19 protein-coding genes and 1 pseudogene are annotated in these 20190 nt (G+C 56.5%); 13 read left to right on the forward strand and 7 right to left on the reverse strand.

What is annotated here, in order from left to right; translation table 11 throughout:
- Positions 1 to 74: 74 nt before the first annotated feature.
- Genes EYQ49_10035 through menC form a run of 5 tightly spaced genes read left to right on the forward strand, consistent with a single transcriptional unit; the run spans position 75 to position 5580 of the window.
- The gene (locus EYQ49_10035) at positions 75 to 806 is read left to right on the forward strand and encodes a MerR family transcriptional regulator (GenBank protein HIG26202.1); all 732 of its coding nucleotides are present in this window, start codon (positions 75 to 77) and stop codon (positions 804 to 806) included.
- Positions 797 to 2110, forward strand: coding sequence for an isochorismate synthase (locus EYQ49_10040; GenBank protein HIG26203.1), 1314 nt, complete (start codon positions 797 to 799; stop codon positions 2108 to 2110). Before EYQ49_10035 ends, EYQ49_10040 begins: the two co-directional genes overlap by 10 nt.
- Positions 2107 to 3798, forward strand: a complete 1692-nt coding sequence (menD, locus tag EYQ49_10045) for a 2-succinyl-5-enolpyruvyl-6-hydroxy-3-cyclohexene-1-carboxylic-acid synthase (protein HIG26204.1) — start codon at positions 2107 to 2109, stop codon at positions 3796 to 3798. The genes EYQ49_10040 and menD overlap by 4 nt, the downstream gene beginning before the upstream one ends.
- Positions 3795 to 4595: a 2-succinyl-6-hydroxy-2,4-cyclohexadiene-1-carboxylate synthase gene (gene menH / locus EYQ49_10050; GenBank protein HIG26205.1), complete on the forward strand. Its 801-nt coding sequence runs from the start codon at positions 3795 to 3797 to the stop codon at positions 4593 to 4595. Before menD ends, menH begins: the two co-directional genes overlap by 4 nt.
- The gene (gene menC, locus EYQ49_10055) at positions 4588 to 5580 is read left to right on the forward strand and encodes an o-succinylbenzoate synthase (protein HIG26206.1); all 993 of its coding nucleotides are present in this window, start codon (positions 4588 to 4590) and stop codon (positions 5578 to 5580) included. The genes menH and menC overlap by 8 nt, the downstream gene beginning before the upstream one ends.
- On the opposite strand, the gene EYQ49_10060 is transcribed toward menC, so the two are convergent.
- Together EYQ49_10060 and EYQ49_10065 are read right to left on the reverse strand one after the other, a co-directional pair.
- A complete protein-coding gene (locus tag EYQ49_10060; protein HIG26207.1) occupies positions 5577 to 6923 on the reverse strand; it encodes an MBL fold metallo-hydrolase in 1347 nt (448 codons plus the stop codon). The genes menC and EYQ49_10060 overlap by 4 nt on opposite strands.
- 9 nt (positions 6924 to 6932) lie before the next feature.
- Positions 6933 to 7799 (reverse strand): alpha/beta hydrolase, encoded by an 867-nt coding sequence (locus EYQ49_10065; protein ID HIG26208.1) that lies wholly within the window; start codon positions 7797 to 7799, stop codon positions 6933 to 6935.
- 18 nt (positions 7800 to 7817) lie between these two features.
- Here EYQ49_10065 and EYQ49_10070 point away from each other — a divergent pair, with 18 nt between their 5' ends.
- Positions 7818 to 8663 carry a glutaminyl-peptide cyclotransferase gene (locus EYQ49_10070; GenBank protein HIG26209.1) on the forward strand — a complete coding sequence of 282 codons (846 nt, stop codon included), beginning with the start codon at positions 7818 to 7820 and terminating at the stop codon, positions 8661 to 8663.
- Here the strand turns inward: EYQ49_10070 and EYQ49_10075 are convergent.
- Positions 8660 to 10195 (reverse strand): hypothetical protein, encoded by a 1536-nt coding sequence (locus EYQ49_10075; GenBank protein HIG26210.1) that lies wholly within the window; start codon positions 10193 to 10195, stop codon positions 8660 to 8662. The genes EYQ49_10070 and EYQ49_10075 overlap by 4 nt on opposite strands.
- A gap of 130 nt (positions 10196 to 10325) precedes the next feature.
- Between EYQ49_10075 and EYQ49_10080 the strand changes: the two genes are divergently transcribed.
- Entirely contained in the window at positions 10326 to 10676 is a 351-nt protein-coding gene (locus tag EYQ49_10080) for a hypothetical protein (protein HIG26211.1), read from the forward strand.
- Here the strand turns inward: EYQ49_10080 and EYQ49_10085 are convergent.
- The gene (locus EYQ49_10085) at positions 10665 to 11696 is read right to left on the reverse strand and encodes a hypothetical protein (protein HIG26212.1); all 1032 of its coding nucleotides are present in this window, start codon (positions 11694 to 11696) and stop codon (positions 10665 to 10667) included. The two genes, EYQ49_10080 and EYQ49_10085, sit on opposite strands and share 12 nt — an antisense overlap.
- An 81-nt stretch (positions 11697 to 11777) precedes the next feature.
- Here EYQ49_10085 and EYQ49_10090 point away from each other — a divergent pair, with 81 nt between their 5' ends.
- From EYQ49_10090 to serC, 3 genes are all read left to right on the forward strand, one after another.
- Positions 11778 to 13403: an aminoacylase gene (locus EYQ49_10090; protein HIG26213.1), complete on the forward strand. Its 1626-nt coding sequence runs from the start codon at positions 11778 to 11780 to the stop codon at positions 13401 to 13403.
- On the forward strand, positions 13400 to 14602 hold the full coding sequence (locus EYQ49_10095; protein HIG26214.1) for a CapA family protein: 1203 nt from the start codon (positions 13400 to 13402) through the stop codon (positions 14600 to 14602). The genes EYQ49_10090 and EYQ49_10095 overlap by 4 nt, the downstream gene beginning before the upstream one ends.
- An 85-nt stretch (positions 14603 to 14687) precedes the next feature.
- The gene (gene serC, locus EYQ49_10100; protein HIG26215.1) at positions 14688 to 15779 is read left to right on the forward strand and encodes a 3-phosphoserine/phosphohydroxythreonine transaminase; all 1092 of its coding nucleotides are present in this window, start codon (positions 14688 to 14690) and stop codon (positions 15777 to 15779) included.
- Here the strand turns inward: serC and EYQ49_10105 are convergent.
- Positions 15776 to 16195, reverse strand: coding sequence for a nuclear transport factor 2 family protein (locus tag EYQ49_10105; protein HIG26216.1), 420 nt, complete (start codon positions 16193 to 16195; stop codon positions 15776 to 15778). The two genes, serC and EYQ49_10105, sit on opposite strands and share 4 nt — an antisense overlap.
- A gap of 126 nt (positions 16196 to 16321) precedes the next feature.
- Here EYQ49_10105 and EYQ49_10110 point away from each other — a divergent pair, with 126 nt between their 5' ends.
- Positions 16322 to 16738: a hypothetical protein gene (locus tag EYQ49_10110; GenBank protein ID HIG26217.1), complete on the forward strand. Its 417-nt coding sequence runs from the start codon at positions 16322 to 16324 to the stop codon at positions 16736 to 16738.
- Between the two features lie 45 nt (positions 16739 to 16783).
- Complete coding sequence (locus EYQ49_10115) at positions 16784 to 17362, forward strand: thioredoxin family protein (protein ID HIG26218.1); 579 nt, start codon at positions 16784 to 16786, stop codon at positions 17360 to 17362.
- Here the strand turns inward: EYQ49_10115 and EYQ49_10120 are convergent.
- Both EYQ49_10120 and EYQ49_10125 read right to left on the reverse strand, forming a co-directional pair.
- Positions 17359 to 17693 (reverse strand): annotated as a pseudogene (locus EYQ49_10120) (hypothetical protein). The gene EYQ49_10115 and the pseudogene EYQ49_10120 sit on opposite strands and share 4 nt — an antisense overlap.
- Positions 17694 to 18001: 308 nt before the next feature.
- A complete protein-coding gene (locus EYQ49_10125; protein HIG26219.1) occupies positions 18002 to 18880 on the reverse strand; it encodes a LysM peptidoglycan-binding domain-containing protein in 879 nt (292 codons plus the stop codon).
- A gap of 396 nt (positions 18881 to 19276) precedes the next feature.
- On the opposite strand from EYQ49_10125, the gene EYQ49_10130 reads away from it, so the two are divergent.
- Entirely contained in the window at positions 19277 to 20152 is an 876-nt protein-coding gene (locus tag EYQ49_10130; protein HIG26220.1) for an aldo/keto reductase, read from the forward strand.
- Positions 20153 to 20190: the final 38 nt, after the last annotated feature.

Here is a 20190-nt window from a genome sequence, read left to right on the forward strand (position 1 = left end):
CGAAGCCCGAAGGCGAACCAGCCGACAAAACAGAGAGTATTTACTTTGAGAGTAACTACTCCTATACTTAAACGATGTCCTCCCAACCCGCCACCTACCGCGTCGACGCCTTGGCTTCCGCCGCCGGACTCAGCGTCGACACCGTGCGCTATTACCAACGCCGCGGCCTCCTTGACCCACCGCAACGCATCGCCCGCCACAGCGAATACACCCCTCAGCATCTCGAACGACTCCAAGAAATTCGCCAACTGGCCGCCGCCGGCCTGACCCTCAACCAAATTGCCGACCTAGCCGCCGGTCAAGCAAACGAAGTGCGACCCCTCACCCAAAGCGCCGCCTTGAGCCGCACCGAAGTAGCCGACCAAGCCGGTGTTCCCGAAAGCCTGGTCGCCCTGCTCTGCGACAACGGTTTACTCCAACCCACCGTGGTAGCGAGCCAACCTCGCTTTTCCCAAAGTGCAGTAGCCATGGTCAAAGCTGGGTTAGCCATCAGCAACGCCGGGGTCCCCCTCGACCAGCTCGTCGCCCTCGCTGCCGACCACGCCGCCAACATTGACGACATCGTGGACCAAGCCATCACCCTCTTTGACCACCACATCAAAACCCCCGCCGACTCCGACGAAGACCTGGTAGCCATCATCCACACCCTGCTCCCGGCAGTCACCCGACTCATTGCTCAACACTTCCACCGCACGCTAGTAAGCCACGCCCTAGCCCGAGCCGACGATGGCCAACGCCACGCCCTAGCCGAAGCCTTGCAATCCGTAAACCCAGAACAGTTAGTAGTGACCAGCCAATGGCACTAGCCGCTCAACCCCTCCCCCACTCGAATCACATTGCCACCACGGTGGCCCTCGACTCAGGCCCCGCCACCGATCCCTTGGCCTGGCTCAGCAGCGCCCCAGCCGACGCAGCCCACTGGTACTGGGAAATACCCGACGACGATATTTCTTGGGTGGGCCTCGGCCAAGCCCAGGTTCAACAAGTAAGTGGTCAGTCCCGTTTTGACCAGGCCGCCCAATTTGCCCACCAAACATTTGCCAACCTCACCGTAAACGCCCCAACCGGTGCACCCGCTCCCCGGTTAGCCGCCGGTTTTTCGTTTGACGACCACGGAAACCAAGGCCCCTGGGCACCTTTGGGAGCCGGACTCATTGTTTTGCCCGCCGTGCAAGTGCTTCGCCACAAAGGAAAAACCTGGCTCACCACCATTGACAAAACAGCCGAACTGCTCCCCACCCAACCCGCTCCGGCCCCCGACCCACTCCCCGACGTTGACCCCGCCCACTGGTCAAACGAAGCCAGCCGCCGGCATTACCGCAACTTGGTCAGCACCGCATTAAACATCATCGAAGGCGGAAGCATCTCTAAAGCCGTGCCCTGCCGATCACTCGCCGTGCCCCACCGCCCCGACCTCGGACGATTGTTGTCCACGCTGCGCCACACCTACCCCGCTTGCGCCACCTTTTGCGTAGGTCAAGGCGCCACCAACTTCGTCGGCGCCACCCCCGAACGTTTGGCTGCTGTCAAAGACCAGCGCCTCTTTACCGCAGCCCTCGCAGGGTCTGCGCCGCGTCACCCCGCTCCCGCCACCGACGCCGCTCTCGGCCAAGGCCTCATGACCAGCCCAAAAGAGCGGGCCGAACACTCCGTGGTGGTCGATGCCGTAGATGCCTCGCTTCGCCAACTTGAAATAAACCCCCAACACCCCGAGCACCCCGAGTTACTTCGCCTGCACGGCATTCAACACCTGTACACCCCCATTGAAGCCGACCTCGACGCAGGCACCGGCTTGCTTGACATCGTTGGCGCCTTGCACCCCACCCCTGCAGTTTCCGGCCACCCCGTAGCCCCTTCAGCGTCACTACGAGCCCAACACGAAGAGATGGATCGCGGCTGGTTCGCTAGCCCCTTGGGCTGGTTTGACCAAGCAGGCCAAGGAGAATTTCGCGTTGCTTTACGTTCCGCCTTGCTGACCGAAAACGGCACCACGCTGTACGCCGGAGCAGGCGTTGTCAAAGGCTCAGACCCCGACCGAGAACTTTTAGAAACCGACATGAAACTCCAAGCCATGCTGGCCCCCATCGTCGCTACTGCGAGCAACAAATGACTGCCTCAAATCCCTTAGCCGTCCACGCCAGCCTGCGAGCATTTTTTGCCCAACTGGTGGCCAGCGGGGTACAACACGTCGCCTTGTCTCCTGGGTCACGCTCCACCCCGCTTACCGTGGCTGCCGACCAAACCCCCGGGCTAGACGTCTCGATCCACCTAGATGAGCGGGCGGGCAGTTTTTTTGCATTGGGTTTAGCACGAGCCACCAAACAGCCGGTTGCCTTGGTTTGCACTTCTGGCACGGCGGCCGCCAACTACCTTCCGGCAGTTATTGAGGCCTTTCATAGCGGTGTGCCGTTGTTGGTTCTTACCGCTGACCGGCCGCCAGAACTTCAAAGCCGAGGCGCTCCTCAAACCATTGACCAAGTTGAACTCTTTGGCACCCATGTGCGCTGGTTTCACCAGCCAGCCGTGGCCGGCACCGAACACCCCAGCGAAGCCGTTGCTTTGGCGGCGGCCGCGGTGCAACTGGCCACTCAGGAAACTCCCGGCCCGGTGCATCTGAACTGGCCGCTACGCGAACCCCTAGAGCCCCCACCCGAAGAACCCGAGCCAGTGGCCTTGTTAACCACCCCGCCGGCCCAGGTCCACCCTTGCCCGCCTTTGCCAAACTGCCCTCACGGGCTTTTGGTCGTTGGTCCCCTTGACCTTGATACCCAAGAAAAAGAAGCAATTGCCGCCTTGGCTCAGGCAACCGGGTGGCCAATAATTGCCGACCCGGCATCGAGCCTGCGCCACGGCCCGCACACCAATAAGGCTTTAGTGTTATCGGCCAGCGAACACATTTTTCGTTCGGCCTGGGCCGACCAACACGCCCCAGAGGTAGTGGTGCAACTCGGTGCTTTGCCGACCTCTAAGGCTTACCGTCTTTGGTTAGACCGCACCCGGCCCGCTCAGATCATCACCGTAGACCACGCGGGTCGCCACCCCGACCCGCTGCTTCTGGTGACCGAACGCATTGATTTAGCACCCGCAGATTGGGCCGCCCGAGTGACTGTGGCTCACACCAAAGACCTCTCTTGGTCTCAGGCTTGGCAAGAGGCTGAACGCACTGCGGTCGCTGCGGTTGCCGATCTCTCCGCTCACGCCCCCTTCAGTAACCCCGCGGTGGTTGAAGTTCTCGGAGCACAATTGTCAGCGCAGACCGCTTTGGTGGTGGGAAACTCCATGCCTATTCGTGACCTTGATGCTTTTCTGCCCACTGGCCCAAAGCCCTTGCAGGTTTACGCTAATCGAGGCACCAACGGTATTGATGGGCAAGTTTCTACCGCTCTCGGGGTGGCGGCCGGTCATGAAGAATCAACGGTTTTTTTCACCGGGGACCTCACCTTGTTGCACGACCTCAGTGGCTGGTCAGCGGCCCGGCGCTTAGGCGTTGACCTCACCGTGGTGGTGGTTGACAACAACGGGGGTGGCATTTTTTCTTTCTTACCTATTGCTGGCCAAAACCATGTCGATCATCGCCGTTTGTTCCACACCCCACACGACCTTGACCTCGCTCATTTGGCACCCTTAGTGGGGGCCAACTATCACCGGATTTCTCACCGTCAAGGACTCGAAGAAGCCCTCGCTATGTCTCTAGGTCACCCCGGGTTGCACCTCATTCATGTGCTCGTTGATGCTGTCGACAATATTGACCTTCACCGAAAAGCCTCCGCGGCGGCCGTGGAGGCTCTAGACCGATGAGCAATCCTCTGTGTTTTACGGCCACCGGTGAAGGCCCCCCGTTGGTTCTGCTCCATGGGTTTACCGGTGATGCCTCCACGCTTCGTTCGTTAAGTCATGCGCTGGCTGATCGGTTTACTGTTTATTCTGTTGATCTGCCTGGCCATGGTCGTACTGGCCATTTAAGCGATATTGGCCTCTACGATTTTTTGGCCACGGTTGATCTTTTGGCCGATTTTTTTGAGGAAAGAAACCTCAATGCGGCGGCCGTGTTGGGGTACTCCATGGGGGGCCGTTTGGCGTTGGCACTTAGCCTCAACTATCCGCATTTGGTAAGCCAGTTGATGCTCATTGGAGCCTCGGCGGGGCTGGCTTCGCAGAGCGAACGTTTGGCCCGACGACAGGCTGATAGTTCCTTGGCCGACGAACTTCTCGAAGACGGTTTACCGGCCTTTGTGGATCGTTGGATGGCCCAACCACTTTTTGCGTCGCAACAGGGGTTAGCGGCCGATGTTTTGGCGGCCGCTCGGCAGCAACGATTGGCCAATGACCCCGTTGGTTTGGCGGCCAGTTTGTGTGGAGCGGGCACCGGGGCGCAGCCTTCTTTGTGGGGGCGCCTGTCGGAGATATCGGCATCTACCTTGCTGCTAGTAGGTGAGCAAGACACTAAGTTTCGGCGCCTGGCCATGCGGTTGAGTACCGGGTTAAGCCAAAGCGAGACCGTGGTTATTGCCCAAGCAGGTCACGCAGTCCACGTAGAAAACTCGCAGGCCACCGTTGCTGCTTTACAAGAGTTTTTGAGCACCAACCATGACTGAGGTCACCCGGGTTGAGATAACTCGACATGTTTTGTCGTACTGCTCTCCCATCGTCACCGCACACGGTCAACTACTTCAACGACCGGTCGTTGTGGTAGCGCTAAGCGATGATCAGGGAAATACGGGGTTCGGCGAGGCCGCCCCTTTAAATGGTTTCACTACAGAAAACATTGACCAATCGGAAGCAGCTATTCGGCAGTGGTTTTCTGCGGATCAACCAGAAGGCCCACCAGATTTGCCCACTGCTCGGGCTGCCATCGATGGCGCTTTTTTTGATCTTCACGCTCAGCAGCGTGGCCTTTCTTTACACCAGCACCTCAACTCAGAAAGCCCAAGTCGCCTGCCGGTGGCTGCCCTCATTACCGGCTCCTCAACAGACGCCCTTGTTGAACAGGCTTTACAGAGGCAGGCGGAGGGTTTCGCTACGTTAAAAATAAAAGTAGGTGCTGGTTCGTTTGCGGTGGACCTTGAGCGGGTGGCTGCCGTGCGCTCGGCGGTTGGGGGGCGCATGGCTTTGCGCCTTGACGCCAACGGCGCTTGGTGCCCCGATGAAGCCCTTCGCAACATAGAGAAATTGTTTCCCTTTTCCCTTGAGTTTATTGAAGAGCCCACCGCTGGGTTAGCGGGGCTAGCCAAGGTACGCAAAGGGGCTGTCTTTCCGATAGCGGTGGATGAAAGCGCCGGCGACTTAGCTGGCCTCCGTCGAGCCATCGACCTGGGCTCTGGCGATTTTTTCATTCTTAAACCTTCGGCCATTGGTGGCCTTGTGGTTGCCGAGCAAGCGGCCACCATGGCTGCTCAAGCGGGCCTCGGCGTGGTGGTCACCTCGCTGCTTGAAAGCTCGCACGGCATTAAGTTGGCGGCTCATTTTGCTTCGGCCCGGGGCCTTAGCGACCCGGCTCCTGGCCTGGCCACCGCCGAACTCCTTACTCAGGACCTCGGCTGCCCGTCACCAATTAGTAACGGGCATCTATCGCTGACTTAAGGCATGGAGTCTTTTAACGCTGATTTCATGGATTGGCGACCGGTTTCTTCGCCAAACACCACTTCAGATTCTCGAGCGGCCGAAGCAAAAATGCCTTTCGACATGAGCGAACGTTCAGCGGCTCGGCGCTGCCAGTAAATAGCGGCCCGCACCCGGTGCGCTCCTTCGTGCAGAGGCTCAGCGGTAACGGCCATTTCAACCAAGTGGCAAGCCAACTTGAGTTCGCCGGCTTCGGCTAATTCTTGTGCTCGATCGGTAAGCGCTTCGATTGATCCAGACAACTTGACCATTTCAGCGGCCAGTTTGGCTTCTGACGCAGGTTTCAGGTTGGCGGCGTTGCCATCCCACCATCCACCGAATTGGCGGTAGACGTTACGCACCACAAACTCTGGTTCGTCGTATTGGGGCGCTATCCAAGGGCGGTCTTGTAAGTGTTCGGGCAGGGTGACTTGGTGGATAATCGCATCGATGGTGGCTCCCTGGTTCATTAAGTCCAGGGTGGCCCCTGAGAGGTACTCCAACGATTCGGCGATATCTCCCAGCACGGTTTCTACTCGGGCTCGCCCCACAATGGGTAGTCCGTGGGCGGGGTAAACCTTTTCGGCTCCCATGGACAACATTTTTCGCATAGCTTCGGCCCATTCAATGGGGTAGCGCTGTACTTTTTGTGGGTTTCCGGCGTTGGGGAAAATCCAGGTCACAAAGTCCCCGGCGTAGACTGCTTTGTCGGCGGGGTCCCATACCCAGGTGTGATCATCGGTTTCGCCTCTTGCGTGGTGTAATTCCAGTTGGCGGCCACCAATTGACAGGTCTAATTTGTCTCGGTAGGTGAGTTCTGGTTCGGCGACGTCGTCGGGGACAAATTTTCTTTCTTTCACCCCGCCCACTCCGAAGTTCACTAGGGTCCGTACGCCGCCGAATTGTCGCCGGTTGATGATTTGGTTCCACCCGCTGGTTTGGCGGTAACGCTCGAGCCGTGGGGCGACTGCTTCGTGAGCGACCACGGTGGGTTTTTGGTCGCTGCGTTGGGCGGCATCGGCCATAAAAGCGCCGCTGCCTCCCACGTGGTCCATGTGCCCGTGGGTGTAGATGAGGCTATGCAGGGGTTCGTTTGTCCAACCACGCAAGGCGGCTACTACGGCGGTGCCCGACTGCACGCCGCTGGCGTCGATACAAATCAGGCCTTCATCGGTTTTGCGTACCCAGCAGTGAGAGAAAGATTCCACTACTGCCAAACCGTCGTCTATTTCGACGAGTTCTTCGGTGACCCGGTTGTGGGGCGGTTCAGCGCTTCCTGAATCAATTATTCGATTGGAGAGTTCGACGGGGTCTACGGCGGTCATGTGGTTCCTTTAGGTCAGGTGTTGGCGAACCAGTTCTTCGGCTCGTTCTAGGTTTTCGAAGAAAAAGAAATGCGAACCTTCAATGGCCTGGGCGGTGGTGCCAAGTTGCTGGGCTTGTTCTTCAAACCATGCTGGGCTGAGGTCACTGTGCGTTCCGTGCAACACGGTGGTTGAGGTGGTGATGCTGGCCAGTTGGTCAAAGGTTTCTTTGGGCCCGTGGTTGCGGTGTGAGTCAAAAATTAAGGCTTCGGTTTCGGGGTCGCAAGCCAACTCAATTTGGCCGTCGGGGCGGTCAACGAAGCCCCATCGGGCGTAGGCCTCAAGAACCTTTGGGTCTAAAACGTTGAGGGGGCGACGTGCCCCGTAAGAGGCCACCACGGTGGCTCGGTCTTCCCACACGGCACGACGTTTACGGGCCCCAATAGCCAGAGGGTGGGTACCGGTGCCGTAGTCAAAGTGTTGGGCTTCTCGGTCGGGCCCTGAAATCGCTATGGCTTCGATGAGTAACATTTTTTCTACTCGTTGCGGTGCGGCGGCCGCTATTTCGATCGCTACTCCCCCGCCGAGCGAAACACCCAGTAACGAAAAGCTGTCAAGACCTAATTGGTCGGCAATTGCTAAAACGTCTTGGGCCATAGCGTCGTTGCCCAACAATGCTTCTTCGGTTACTTTTTCGCTTGCTCCTTGACCTCGCAGGTCTACACCGATTATCCGAAACTGGTCGCGTATGCGTTGGGCTATGGGGTGGTAGACGCCGGCACAAAAACCATTGGGATGCAGCATGATGAGCGGTTGGCCAGAGCCACCCCAGTCCAGCCAAGCGTGTGTCAAACCCTCATGAGCAATTTGACTCTCTGCCGGTTCATGCTCCGTCATGGTTTATCCTTTTTCATCATGATGCAGTTTGGTCTCCCCGTTCTTCGATTGACCACCCGGGGCATTTTCGTTTTGGGTCTTTTGTCTGGTTTGGTTTCGTGCGGGTCTTTGGCAGACCCACCTGCTTCGGTTCTACCGGTTCAACAAATGGTCGTTGAAGTGGTCGCTGAGTTTCCTCATGATGATGAAGCATTTACTCAAGGGTTGCAGTTTGTCAACGGGCAGCTTTTTGAAAGCACTGGTTTGGTGGGGCATTCTCAGATTCGTGAAATGGATTTCTCCGTGGGGCAAGCGCTCCGGTGGGGAGACCTTGACCTCACCTGGTTTGGTGAAGGGTTTACTGCCCTACCCGATGGCCGCTTAGTCCAGTTGACGTGGAAAGCCGGGCGGGCTGCAGTGTGGGACATTGAGCCTTTTTCTTTGGCCACTACTTGGGCTTATGGCGGGCAGGGGTGGGGCATTTGTCTGTTGAACCCCACCACTTTGATCATGTCCGATGGGTCATCGGCTTTGACCTTGCGATCACCTGAAGATTTTCGGCGCCTGGGCCAAGTTGAGGTAACCCTTGACGGCCAACCGGTGGACCGGCTCAATGAGTTGGAATGTGTTGATGGGACGGTGTGGGCAAATGTTTGGCAAACCGATCTTTTGTTGGGCATAGACCCTGCTACCGGAGCGGTCACCCACGAAGTAGATGCATCGATGTTGCCGGTGGATCGTTCTTCGCTGGGATCTGATGATGTGCTCAACGGCATTGCTTTTCATGCCGAATCTGGGCATTTTTTTCTTACCGGAAAACGTTGGCCGACTCTTTTTGAGGTGATCTTTGTGCCAGCCGATGGGGTTCCGGTTATTCAGTCTTAAGCGAACTTGGTGGCGATTTCTTTTTCTGACCAAAAGCCGGGGTCTGGCAACTCGGGAGCCACTTTGGCGTAGTGGGTGAGTCGAGCCACGGCGTCGTTGTTGAACATTTCTATGGCATCAAAGAAACCGGTGCCGCCGACCGCCCGGAGGGCACGATCGCCTTCACTTTTTGCTCGAGGGAGGTGCGAGGTGAGGATCAGTAGTCGGGGGGTTTCTTCGCCTGCGGTGGCCAGTACGTGGGCTCGGCCCAGAGTTTTCCAGAGCACATCGGCGCGGCGCATGCCGGGCCGGGCGCTGGTGAAGGTGCCGGATACTTCGACGTACCAAGGAAGGCCATCGGCTTGATCGGTAACCAGGAAGGGAAAAGTTACGCCGAGTTTTCGCAAGGTGGCGTTTTCTTTGACTATTTCGAATCCGGCAGATTCCAATACATGGGCTGCGATGTCGGCGGCTTTTTTTCCGCTTTGGTGGGCTTGGCCTAAAACGTGTTCTGCGGTTTCTAAAGCAGTTTCGTTGGTAAATAGGTCAGCTTGGCTTCCCGATTGGGCGAGGTCTCGTCGACGCCAGGCGGTAAGTTTTCCGTCTCGGAGGCGTTGTTGTTCTTCGGCCACTCGCTGGTTGGCCAACGCTACGTATTCTTGTTCGAGGTCGTAACCCACTGGCCGGCGCCCAGAACGTATGGCCGCTACCAGGGTGGTTCCTGAGCCCATGAAGGGGTCGAGCACCACGTCGTCTTTGTAGGTGTAGAGGTCAATAAGCCGGCGAGGGAGTTCTACGGGAAACGGGGCCGGGTGCCCTACTCGGCTGGCCGACTCGGCATCTATGCGCCACAGGTCGAGGGTGGCTTCCATAAATTCGTCGGTGGTGATGGTGCTTTCGCTGGGTAGTTCTTCTTTTTGGCGTCGGGGGCCGGGGCGGGCTCGGTCAAAGCGTCCTTTGCTGGCGATGATGACTCGTTCGGTCATGTCGCGCAGCACGGGATTGGCGGCTTTTCGAAATGACCCCCAGGCGACGGACCCGGTAGCTCCGTCGGCTTTTTGCCATACCACTTCGCCGCGGAGCAGCAAGCCCAGGTCGTCTTGGAGAATACCGATGATGTCGGCGGAGAGACTGCGGTAGGGCTTGCGCCCCAGGTTGGCCACGTTTACGGCGATGCGTCCGCCGGGTTCGAGCACTCGTGTGCACTCGGCAAAGACTTCGCGCAACATGTTGAGGTAGTCCAAGTAGGAGGTGGGGATGCGGCCTTCGTTTTCTTGGCCGGTCACCGCGAGTTCGTATTCTTTGCCGACGAAGTAGGGCGGCGAGGTAACCACCAAGGCCACCGAGTTATCGGGCAGGTGGTGCATGTTGCGGGCGTCGCCTTGGAGGCATCCGTTGCCGAGGTCGGGTACGGGGTTGACGGTTTCGTCGTCCGTGAGCACCGGCGGGGTGAAGCGCTCGTAGAACGCAGATGCGTCGTGGCTTTCTCGGCGTCCTACACCAAATGCTTTGGTTGCGGTGCCTTTGCTGGGCTTTTTTTGATGATCACTCACCGTGACACTATACGCGCTTAGAGCGCGCAACGCAATCTCTGGTTCAGCATTGTCACACCCCTCAGGCAAAATGGGTTCATGCTTTGCGGCCTGCTCCGGACGCCTTTAATACTCTTACCTAAAGGCACCCATGGTCAACCCGCCGCCGTTCATTTCAACCCTTGCCCACCTAGACGGGCTCTACCTCATCGGCGGCACCCTCCCCGCACCAACGCTTTCTCCCCTTTTCGATTTAGCTTGCCTCGATTCCTGGCAGGCACCCCCCGACTGGAGGATTGTCGGAATCGTCACCCCAGTGCTTTGCCACGGCACCACCAAAGGCTTACTCCATCTGGTGGACCGCCAAGGAAAAACCTTCACCCTGTGCTCAACAAAAGACCACCAAAAACAGCTCTACCAAGCAGTTGGCCCACTAAATGATCTCTGCCGAAAATGCTTGGGTCTTGCGCCGCAACTCCTCGAGCCGGGGTCAGTTAAATGAGGCAGCAAAAAGTTCCTGCAAACGCCCTCGAGCTTGATGCCCTATGGTGGCCCAATCATAGATTGACCCACCCACCGCATCATTTTCGGTCAAGGAAAGCACAAAATCCTCAAGATCGTCCACGCTGGCCAACGGCTCACCCGGGTCAGGCAAATCGGTGCCGTCTGCTGCCCCGATGCCCCCAATGCCGTGCACCGCCGCCGCTGGGTCACCAAGATGACTACGCAATAACCGAATGCTCTCCCCACTGTAATAAAGCGGGTCTGCGTGCTCTTCAGTGCGAAACGACCAATAACTCATAGGCATCCACACGTCATAAAACGGAGCAATTTCTTCCCAAGGGAACCCCGGCCAAAACTTTTGATTAATTTCATCGGTCAATACCGGAGGCATAACGATGCCCCCCAACGGATCTGACCCCACATGAGCCCGCAGGTCGGCACTTAATTTAATTAAACGCAGCGACCGCACCTCAGAAGAAATCTCATCGCTATTCCATTCAATATCTACCGCAAGACCATCAAAACGCTGGCCCAAGACGGAAAAATCCGACAACGCCGTTAGTCGCTTGAGGTCTTCATCGTCGGCTGACCATTTCGGCAGATACCAAGCCACTACCTCTAGATCGACTTGGTGGCTTGCCAACAAAAACTCCGCCAGCAACCAAGGGTCGGTGGTCGGCCAAGCAGCCCGAGCATCAGAACGAGCAGCCTGCAAAAAAACCGTATTCACCCCAAAAGCCTTCATCTCTTTAGGGTCTTCCGAGGTAACCGTAGGGCTCTGCACATAAACCGGGTCCAAATCATACGAGTCAACCCATGCCCCCAGCCCGTTGTACACCGATACCGAACGAGGCACCGAAGCATCCATTACCAGTACCGGCGAGACCGCAGAAATTGGCACCACCGAAACCTGCGGAATAATCATTTCTTGTTTACCCGAAGTAAACACAGCCACCAAAGAAAACCCCGCGACAAGAAGGCCGAACACCCCAAACGAAGAGAGCACCCGCAAGTTCATACGCCCACCGTACTTTCTTCAAACGAATCAAAGACCGCAGCGCCACCACCGGCCGGCTTTTGCCCGGTAACGTCGCCCCTTGTGAGCGAAGAAAAAAACCCTTCCCCGGAAACCCCGCAAGGAGAAAAAGCCTTAGGACGTCGGCGCCTTCTAGTCGGACTTGGCTTTGGGGCAGCCAACTTAGCCCTCCTCCGGCGACTCTCTCCTAACCAAGCCTCCCCCGACACTCCCCCAGGCACGCCTTCATCCGCTCAGCCAGTTTCCTCAACCGTCCCTCCTACCCCCACATCGCCATTAACCATTTCTGCACCGCCGGTCTTTGACCCCGCAGCAGTCGTTGACCCGGTTGGCCATATTTTTGACACCGTCATAACCGCCGGAAGAGTCATTGACCCTGCCAGTGGCTTTGATGCCCCGGCCGAAGTGGGCATTGATGGTGGGGTCATTACCTACCTTGGGCCAAAGCCCCTCACCGGGCAGCAAACATTGAATGCCAGCAACATGGTCGTTTCGCCAGGGTTTATTGACCTGCTCTCTTACCCACCAAATGGCTACGGGGAATGGTTTAAAATTTCTGACGGGGTTACCAGCAACCTTTGTTTGCACGGCATCGATAACCCCATGCTTGATTTTCTCGACAAAGTAAGCGACGTTAACCCTCCAGTGAACTACGGCGGGGCCACCGATCAGGCTCGCCACCGGACCCTGACCGGCGCCGGCATTGAATACCTCAGCAAGGTTGACGATGTTTCCATTCAAGACATTGTGGCGTTGGCCGAAAAGGATCTCCAAAATGGTGCACTGGGCATTCACGAACAACCCGAATACGTACTGGGAGTCACCTACGACGAAATGCTAGCCCACGGCGAGTTAGCCGCTCGTTTCAACATCCCACTCTGCCCTCACCTGCGAACTGGCGAAACCAGCGACCCAAAGCTGCAAGAAGTAGCCGTTGAAGAGGTGATCAACATTGCTCGACAAACCGGTTGCGCAGTTCATATTGATCACCTCAACTCAACCGGCGGGGCGGGGCGCATGGCCGAAGCAATCGCCCAAATTGAAGCCGGTCGCCAAGAAGGCCTGGCCATTACCGCCTGCATCTACCCGTATACCTCTTGGGCCACCGGGGCCGGCACCGAACGCTTTACCAACTTTCAAGAAAAATTCGGCATCACCTACAACGACCTACAGGTAGCGGGCACCAACCAACGGGTAACCGCAGGGCAATGGCCAGAGATTCGAGAAAAAAGCCTCCTCACCATTGCCTTCGCCATGGACGAAGAAGACATCACCACTGCGCTAAAAGCCCCTTGGGTAATGATCGGCTCCGATGCCATCTTGGGCCCCAACCACAACAACCATCCCCGTTCTGCTGGTTGCTTCAGCCGCGTTTTAGGAGTCTATGTGCGCCAACAAGAGGTCATAACTTTGATTGATGCCCTGTCTCGCATGACCATCCAACCAGCCCAACTGTTAGAAAAATCCAGCACCGACCTCGGTCGGCGAGGGCGTCTTCAAGCCGGAGCAGTTGCCGATATTACTATTTTTTCTCCAGAAACAATAACTGATAACGCCACGGTGGCCGACCCTGGTAAAGAATCCACCGGCATTCACCATGTCTTAGTAAATGGTCAAATCGTTCGACGCAACGGGGTTAATGACCAAAGTGTTCGCCCCGGGGTGCCGCTGCTTCGAGATCAAACATGACACCGGCGACCCCGCCCCTTGAACGCCAAATCGCTTGGCGGCTGACCCAACTGCTTGCCCTTGGGGCCTTTGCCCTGTTGGCCTTTTCTTTTTTTGATGCCGCACCTACCACCAGAGAAGGCGCAGAAAATCAGGGAGCAACGACCACCAGCACCACCTCGCTGGTTGAAGAAACACCTGAGACTCGGTCTTTTACTTTGGTGGCCAGTGGCGAACTTTTAGTACACGAATACGTGGCCGATGCCGCCCGATCAACCGACGGCACCCAATGGGATTTTACTCCCATGTTTTCTCGAGTGGCCCCGGTGCTCCAGTCAGCCGACCTGGCACTCTGCCACCTCGAGACCCCACTTTCGGCCGACAATTCAGACCTGTCTTATTACCCCGGGTTTAGCGTGCCTTTTGAACTCGCCCAAGCCATAAGCCAAGCCGGCTATGACGGGTGTTCGGTCGCATCAAACCATAGTCTGGATGCCGGTACCTCCGGAGCAGCCAGCACCTTGAACCACCTAGAAAATGCCGTCATCGGAGCGGCGGGAATGGCTACCTCGCCTGAACAAGCCGGGCCAGCCTTTTACCAAGCCAACGGGGTAACGGTGGCCCACCTTTCCGTTACCGACCTGCTTAACGGGGCTACTTTGCCCACCGACCCCGCTTGGTTAGTGGCTTCGCTTGACCCTGATTTGGTCATGGCCTCGGCAGAAAATGCTCGAGCCGATGGGGCGGAGTTTGTGGTGGTCAGCATCCACTGGGGAGACGAATACGTCAGCGCTCTTACCGACCGTCAAAACCAGGTAACGGCCACTCTTTTGGCCTCAGACAGTATTGATCTGATCATCGGCCATGGGGCGCACGTCCCCCAACCGGTCATTATCCAAAACGGCAAATACGCCGTGGTGGGTATGGGAAATTTTCTTTCTAACCAGCCCGGCGACCAACGACGACGCTGCAACGAATGCCCGCCAGCCACCCAAGACGGGGTCATGGTGTGGCTTGATATTGCAGAAAACAACGACGGCCACCTGGTAGTTGCTGAGGCCAGCTACTACCCCACATGGGTTGACCGCTCTACCTACGAGATCGCTTTGCTGGGCATTGACGAGCCGTCGAGCGCCGACAACACCGTCTTGCTTGAGGCGGCACAACGCACGGCCGCGGTGTTCGAACCAGCCATTGAGCGGCGAACCGCCCTCCCCTAAGTGCTTTGCGATACCCTGACTGTGTTACAACCGTGACCTTTGGCCCGCAAAACCGCCGGCTAGAGCGCACTTAAGGGAGCATCCCATGACCACCGCTAACCGTGTCCACAACTTCTGCGCCGGACCCTGCACTTTGCCGGTTTCTGTGTTGGAAGAAGTCCGTGACGAAATGTTGAACTTTGGCGGCACTGGCATGTCGATCATCGAAAGCAGCCACCGGGCCCCTGCTTATGACGCTGTACACATGGAAGCACTGGCTGATTTTCGCTCTCTGGCTCAGGTGCCAGAAGATTTCAGTATTTTGTTTCTGCAAGGCGGCGCTTCGCTGCAATTTGCTCAAGTGCCGTTGAACCTTTTAGCACCTCAAGAAAGTGCCGCCTACTTGACCACCGGCACCTGGGGTAAAAAAGCTTTCGCCGACGCTCAATTAGTAAGCGAGGCCTACCAAGCATGGACGGGGGCCGACGAAGGATTCGCCCGCATGCCCTCTATCGCCGACTTTGACCTGCGCCCCGACACTCGCTACCTGCACATCACCACCAACGAAACAATCGGCGGCATTCGTTTTCCCGAATACCCCACCGTGGATCTGCCTTTAGTGGCCGACATGAGTTCCGACTTCTTGAGCCGCCCTATTGACTGGGACCGTTTTGACCTGGTTTACGGCGGCGCCCAGAAAAACCTTGGCCCGGCCGGTTTGGCCATAGTGGTAGTACGTAAAGAACTTTTGGGGCGCAGCGAACGCACTCTTAACTCTTACATGGATTACCGCACCCACGACAAAGCCGATTCCATGGCCAACACGCCGCCCATGTTTGCTATCTACGTGATGGGCAAAGTGTTGAAATGGATGCAAGCAGCAGGCGGACTCGAAGAGTTCGAGCGGCGATCGGCCGCTCGAGCCGATTTGCTTTACGGCACCATTGAACAAAGCGAAGGCTGGTACCGGTCACCGGTTGATGCCGCCAGTCGGTCTCATATGAACATTGTCTTTCGTTTGCCTAGCGAAGACTTAGAAAAACAGTTTGTGGCCGAAGCAGCAGCTTCTGGCATGGTGAACCTGAAAGGCCACCGCGACGTAGGCGGCATTCGGGCCAGCGTCTACAACGCTTTGGACCAACAAAGCGTTGTTGCCTTAACCGATTTTATGACTGAGTTTCAAGCCACCAACGCTTAGCCCAAAGCGGCCATCATGCGGTCGCGCACTACCTCAATGGCTTTAAATGGTCGAATCATCACCTTGAATTCGGTAATGAGACTTTGGTCATCGCAGGTGATCATGTCGATTCCGTTGACTTGCAGTTCACCCATTTGAGTTTCAAATTCCAAAACGGCATGATGCCCGTCAAGTATTTTTTTGGTGTAATGAAAACTCGTTTTGGCGACTGAGCTTTCTTCAGATGCCTCAGGCTGCGCACCGCCCGGAAAAACCATGGCCGCCGCCTCGAGGTACATCATGGTTAGTACTCGGCCTTCTTGGGGCTTAAATAAGACTGGCGACCAAAATACTACATCAGGGTGCAAGAGGTCTTCTAGCGACGTTGCCCCTTTTTCTGAAAGGTACTGATGCCAATCGGTCACCGTTTTGTGGATGGGGTCAGTGTCTGCCATGAGGTAAGTCTGGCCTATTGCTCCTTTTGATTTCTTATCGGGTCAGTCAGATTTTTTATTTCTTGCCCCATGCGTTACCTTGGCTTTTAGCCGTAGCAAAGGATCACCATGCACGAATCTCAAGAAACCACCATTTTGGCCGACTGGACAAGCGCTGTTGAAGTCCGTTGGCAAGACCAAAAGCCCTGGGTTAAGCCCAGCGTTCTTGATGAAATATTAGGTTGGAAACTCAAACCCGAAGGCCTCTGCCAAGGTTCTTCTTGTATCCCCGTGCCAGATGCAGCATCTTTGATGACCGACGATGGCCTCGATCTGCTCGCCGTTGCAGAAAAACTAAACCGACCTGCCTTGGTCGACGCCGAGAACCAGTGGGTCGTTATTGGCTCCCCCGCTGAAGAACGAGAAAATGCTTTAGTGGGTAGGCAGGTTCCTAACGTGACCTTGCGAGACCTTGACGGCGCTTCCCGAGAGTTAACCGAATGGTCGGGCACCCGGCGTCTTTTGGTGGCTTTTTCCAGTTGGTGAGGATGCGCATTTGACCTGCCCGGGTGGCAGGAACTTCACCAAACCTTGGCGGGGAACAATTTTACGGTCATCGCCGTTGCCCTCGATGAGAACATCGAAGCGGTCATTCCTTTAGCAGAAGGGATCACTTATCCGGTGTTAGTTGACACGGAACATCAGTTAGCTGAGCTCTATGCCATTACTAATGTGCCCACTGTTTTGTGGATAGATGAACACGATCAGATCGTTCGACCCAACGCCACCGAATTTGGTTGCGACATGTTTATTGATTTCACTGGCATTTCCTGCGCTGATCACATGGAACAAGTAAGTGACTGGATTCTCAACGGGAACTTGCCTGCTGACGCCAGCCACCAAGTAACCGAGCTAAGCGAAAACGAAGTACTGGCCCATCTTCATTTTCGCCTCGCCGTCCACGCCCAAAGAAACCAGCAAGACGAAACGGCGCAAAAATACTTTGCCCAAGCCGCCGAGCTCGCTCCATTTGATTTCACCATTGTCCGCGCTGCTATGCCCCTTACCGGGGTTGACCCTTTCGGGCCTGCTTTTTTTGAGCTTTACCAGCGCTTTGCCGACGCCGGGCTCCCCACCCACGGCATTGAACGCCTCAAACAAGAAAACTAAATTTCAAGCACGGTGATCGTGCCGGCGGCCCCATCAACTTCGATAAGCGCTCCCTCGGGGATGCGTTTGGTGGCATCGGTGGCGCTCACCACACAGGGCAAACCGAGTTCTCGAGAAACAATAATGGCGTGACTCATTTGCCCGCCTACATCTACCACCACCGCTTCTACGGGTACAAAAAGCGGGGTCCGCGGGGGTCGGTAAGCGGGGCAAGCCCTTCGGAGCCCAAAAAAGTAGCATCGGTTTCTTCCACCGTTACCCCTGGCGTGCGCACCGCCAGAACACGCGACACCGACAAGTTCATGTAGTTGTAGCCGCCGAATACCCCCATATGCACGTCAGCGTTTTCTCGGTTCTCTCGTTTACTCAGAACCCCGGTTTCTTCTAACGCCTCTACTGCCGGGTCGTTGCTTATGAGTGTTGATATTGAAGCGCTAAAGGGGAACACCACTTCGGGATAAACCTCCCCCACATTGCCTCGGGTATACACCGGAAACCGTTTACTGGGGCCCCATGCACATAAAGCCCCAAACCGTAGTCCACCAAGGTCAGCGACGTTCCTTTACTATTTTTCAAGTTTAAGAACTTTCACTAATTGACTGAGGCTTTTTTGTTGACCCTTGACGGGAGAAACCATGCCTACTCAATAGCGGCCAGCAGGTCGGCCACTAAACCGTTGGGCACCCAGTAGTCCTCGAGTGACCTGTAGGGGATGGTGATAGATACCGTGTTTGACCCCGACCCGCCGACTGAGTAGGGGGCGAAGGAAAGCACCAAGCCGCCTTGGGTGAGGTTGTAGAGGGTGAAGTTGATGGTGTCTGGCGAGGCACCGGTGAAGCGACGTTCGTCAACCCAAGGCTCGGACTCAAGCCGGGTGATGGCTTCGGCCGATACTGCTTCCACCCAGTCGGTTTCGGGGTCAAACAGGTCAACGATGCTTAGCGGTTCGCCGGTGAACAGGTCGAAGGTTTCGGTACGGATGGTTGCTGATTCTCCTGCTGCTCCGGACACCAACTGACTGACCGTGTTGCGCATGCTGAGCAATTCGTCGTTGGAAAGCAGAATTTCGTATTCGTGTTCAAGCCAGACGCATCGGCCGGTTACTCCTTCTCGGCAGGCGTAACCGTTGTCTTCGACGGAACTAATGGCGTCGTCAAGAAACTCGTTCACTGCCCCTTGGGTGAGGCCCAGCAGTCGCCCATTTACCTGGGGGGCTTCTCGGGGGCCTTCTATGCGGGGCCAGGTGATAGCGATTTCGATTTTTCCTGTGGTGCCAGTGGGCTCTCCGGTGGGCCCATAAGCGTCCACCCCAGCGCTGATAACGCAGTTGACTTCTTCCATGGTGATAGCGGGGCCCACTTGGCCTTCTACTTCGTCTTCTCTTTCTCGGGGAATAAGCAGCATTTGTCCAACCCGGAGTTTGTTGGGGTCGTTTAATGCGTTGGCCCGCATGAACGCATCAACGGTGCTGTCGAAACGTTCAGCGATTTTCCCAAGCGAATCGCCGGCTTCTACCATGACTGTTTCAGGGCCTTCGTCGGGGAGCACTATTTCGGGCGGACGAGCACTCGCTACACAAGCTTCTGCTGCTTCTCGGGCTTCGGGGAGTTCTATTTTTTCCCACCCGGGGACTTCCAGCGGCGGCACAGTAGGCGATGCTTGGGAGTCGGCGAAGAGGTCCCCCACCGTGGTGGTCGGCGGAGCAGTGGTTTCTTCACCGCCACAGGCAGAAGCCAGCAGGACAAAAGTCAAAGCAATTATCAGCGTACGTTTCACGGCCTAGATACTGCCACAAGCCGCCCCACTCTTGGGGGCACTAACCCTTACTCATCCCCTCCATTAAAAAAGAGCGCCCCCAAGGTGAAACATGGGGCCAGACCCCATGTTTCACCTTGGGGAGACTAGGTTTCAGTTATGGAGACACGACGGTTGGGACGTACCGGGCACCACAGCAGTTTGGCGGTGTTGGGTGGGGCGGCTTTCGCTCTTGACACGCCAGAAACTGCGGAGCCATTATTTCAAGAAGCTTTAGCGTGCGGCCTCAACCATTTAGATATTGCTCCGGGCTACCGCAATGCCGAACGGGCCATTGGGCCGCATTTACCGGCGGTACGGGATCAACTTTTTGTGGCTGCTAAAACAGCCGAAACCGAACGAGATTGGGCTCTTTCTCGATTGGAAAAAACGCTGACTCGTTTACAGGTTGACCACCTTGACCTTTACCAAGCCCATGGGGTGACCTCGCTGGAAGAACTCGACCGCCGGGACGAAGCCTTTCAAGTGATTCTTGAAGCCCGCGACCAAGGGCTTATTCGTTTTGTGGGCATCACCGGCCATGACCTAGGCACCCCCAAAGCCCAGCAAGCAGCGGTAGAACGCTACGACCTTGACACGGTGATGTTTCCGCTTAACGCTCACCTATGGGCCAACCACACTTACCGGGCCGATGCCGAAGCGCTTCTTGAGACCTGCGCCCAGCGAGACGTGGGGGTCATGATTATCAAAGCCACCGCTTGGCGCCCTTGGGGCGACCGTAAACCTGATGCCTTGAGTTGGTACGAACCTCATCGCACGCCAGAAGGCATTCAAAATAGTGTGAACTTTGCTTTGTCGGTACCGGGGGTGCATGCTTTTTGTACCCCAAGCGACCCCACGGCCGCCCAACAGTCTTTTGCCGCCGCCCAAGCATTTACTCCGCTAAGTCAAGACCGTCTTAATCAAACAACCCCCGCCGACACCAGCGGCGATATTTTTCCTCTCGCCGATTTAGCGGTGTCAGCATGGAGTTAATGCCACTAGGATGACTCTCCCTCTTGACCGAAGAATGG

The organism is Acidimicrobiia bacterium (assembly GCA_012959995.1).
Classification (GTDB): domain Bacteria; phylum Actinomycetota; class Acidimicrobiia; order Acidimicrobiales; family MedAcidi-G1; genus MedAcidi-G2B.

Coding starts and splice junctions, on each gene's coding strand:
- EYQ49_10080 (HIG26211.1), top strand. CDS start 10,326: ATGGTCAACCCGCCGCCGTTCATTTCAACCCTTGCCCACCTAGACGGG.
- EYQ49_10035 (HIG26202.1), top strand. CDS start 75: ATGTCCTCCCAACCCGCCACCTACCGCGTCGACGCCTTGGCTTCCGCC.
- menD (HIG26204.1), top strand. CDS start 2,107: ATGACTGCCTCAAATCCCTTAGCCGTCCACGCCAGCCTGCGAGCATTT.
- EYQ49_10130 (HIG26220.1), top strand. CDS start 19,277: ATGGAGACACGACGGTTGGGACGTACCGGGCACCACAGCAGTTTGGCG.
- EYQ49_10110 (HIG26217.1), top strand. CDS start 16,322: ATGCACGAATCTCAAGAAACCACCATTTTGGCCGACTGGACAAGCGCT.
- EYQ49_10070 (HIG26209.1), top strand. CDS start 7,818: ATGATGCAGTTTGGTCTCCCCGTTCTTCGATTGACCACCCGGGGCATT.
- menC (HIG26206.1), top strand. CDS start 4,588: ATGACTGAGGTCACCCGGGTTGAGATAACTCGACATGTTTTGTCGTAC.
- EYQ49_10125 (HIG26219.1), bottom strand. CDS start 18,880: ATGGTAGAAGCCGGCGATTCGCTTGGGAAAATCGCTGAACGTTTCGAC.
- EYQ49_10095 (HIG26214.1), top strand. CDS start 13,400: ATGACACCGGCGACCCCGCCCCTTGAACGCCAAATCGCTTGGCGGCTG.
- serC (HIG26215.1), top strand. CDS start 14,688: ATGACCACCGCTAACCGTGTCCACAACTTCTGCGCCGGACCCTGCACT.
- menH (HIG26205.1), top strand. CDS start 3,795: ATGAGCAATCCTCTGTGTTTTACGGCCACCGGTGAAGGCCCCCCGTTG.
- EYQ49_10060 (HIG26207.1), bottom strand. CDS start 6,923: ATGACCGCCGTAGACCCCGTCGAACTCTCCAATCGAATAATTGATTCA.
- EYQ49_10085 (HIG26212.1), bottom strand. CDS start 11,696: ATGAACTTGCGGGTGCTCTCTTCGTTTGGGGTGTTCGGCCTTCTTGTC.
- EYQ49_10065 (HIG26208.1), bottom strand. CDS start 7,799: ATGACGGAGCATGAACCGGCAGAGAGTCAAATTGCTCATGAGGGTTTG.
- EYQ49_10040 (HIG26203.1), top strand. CDS start 797: ATGGCACTAGCCGCTCAACCCCTCCCCCACTCGAATCACATTGCCACC.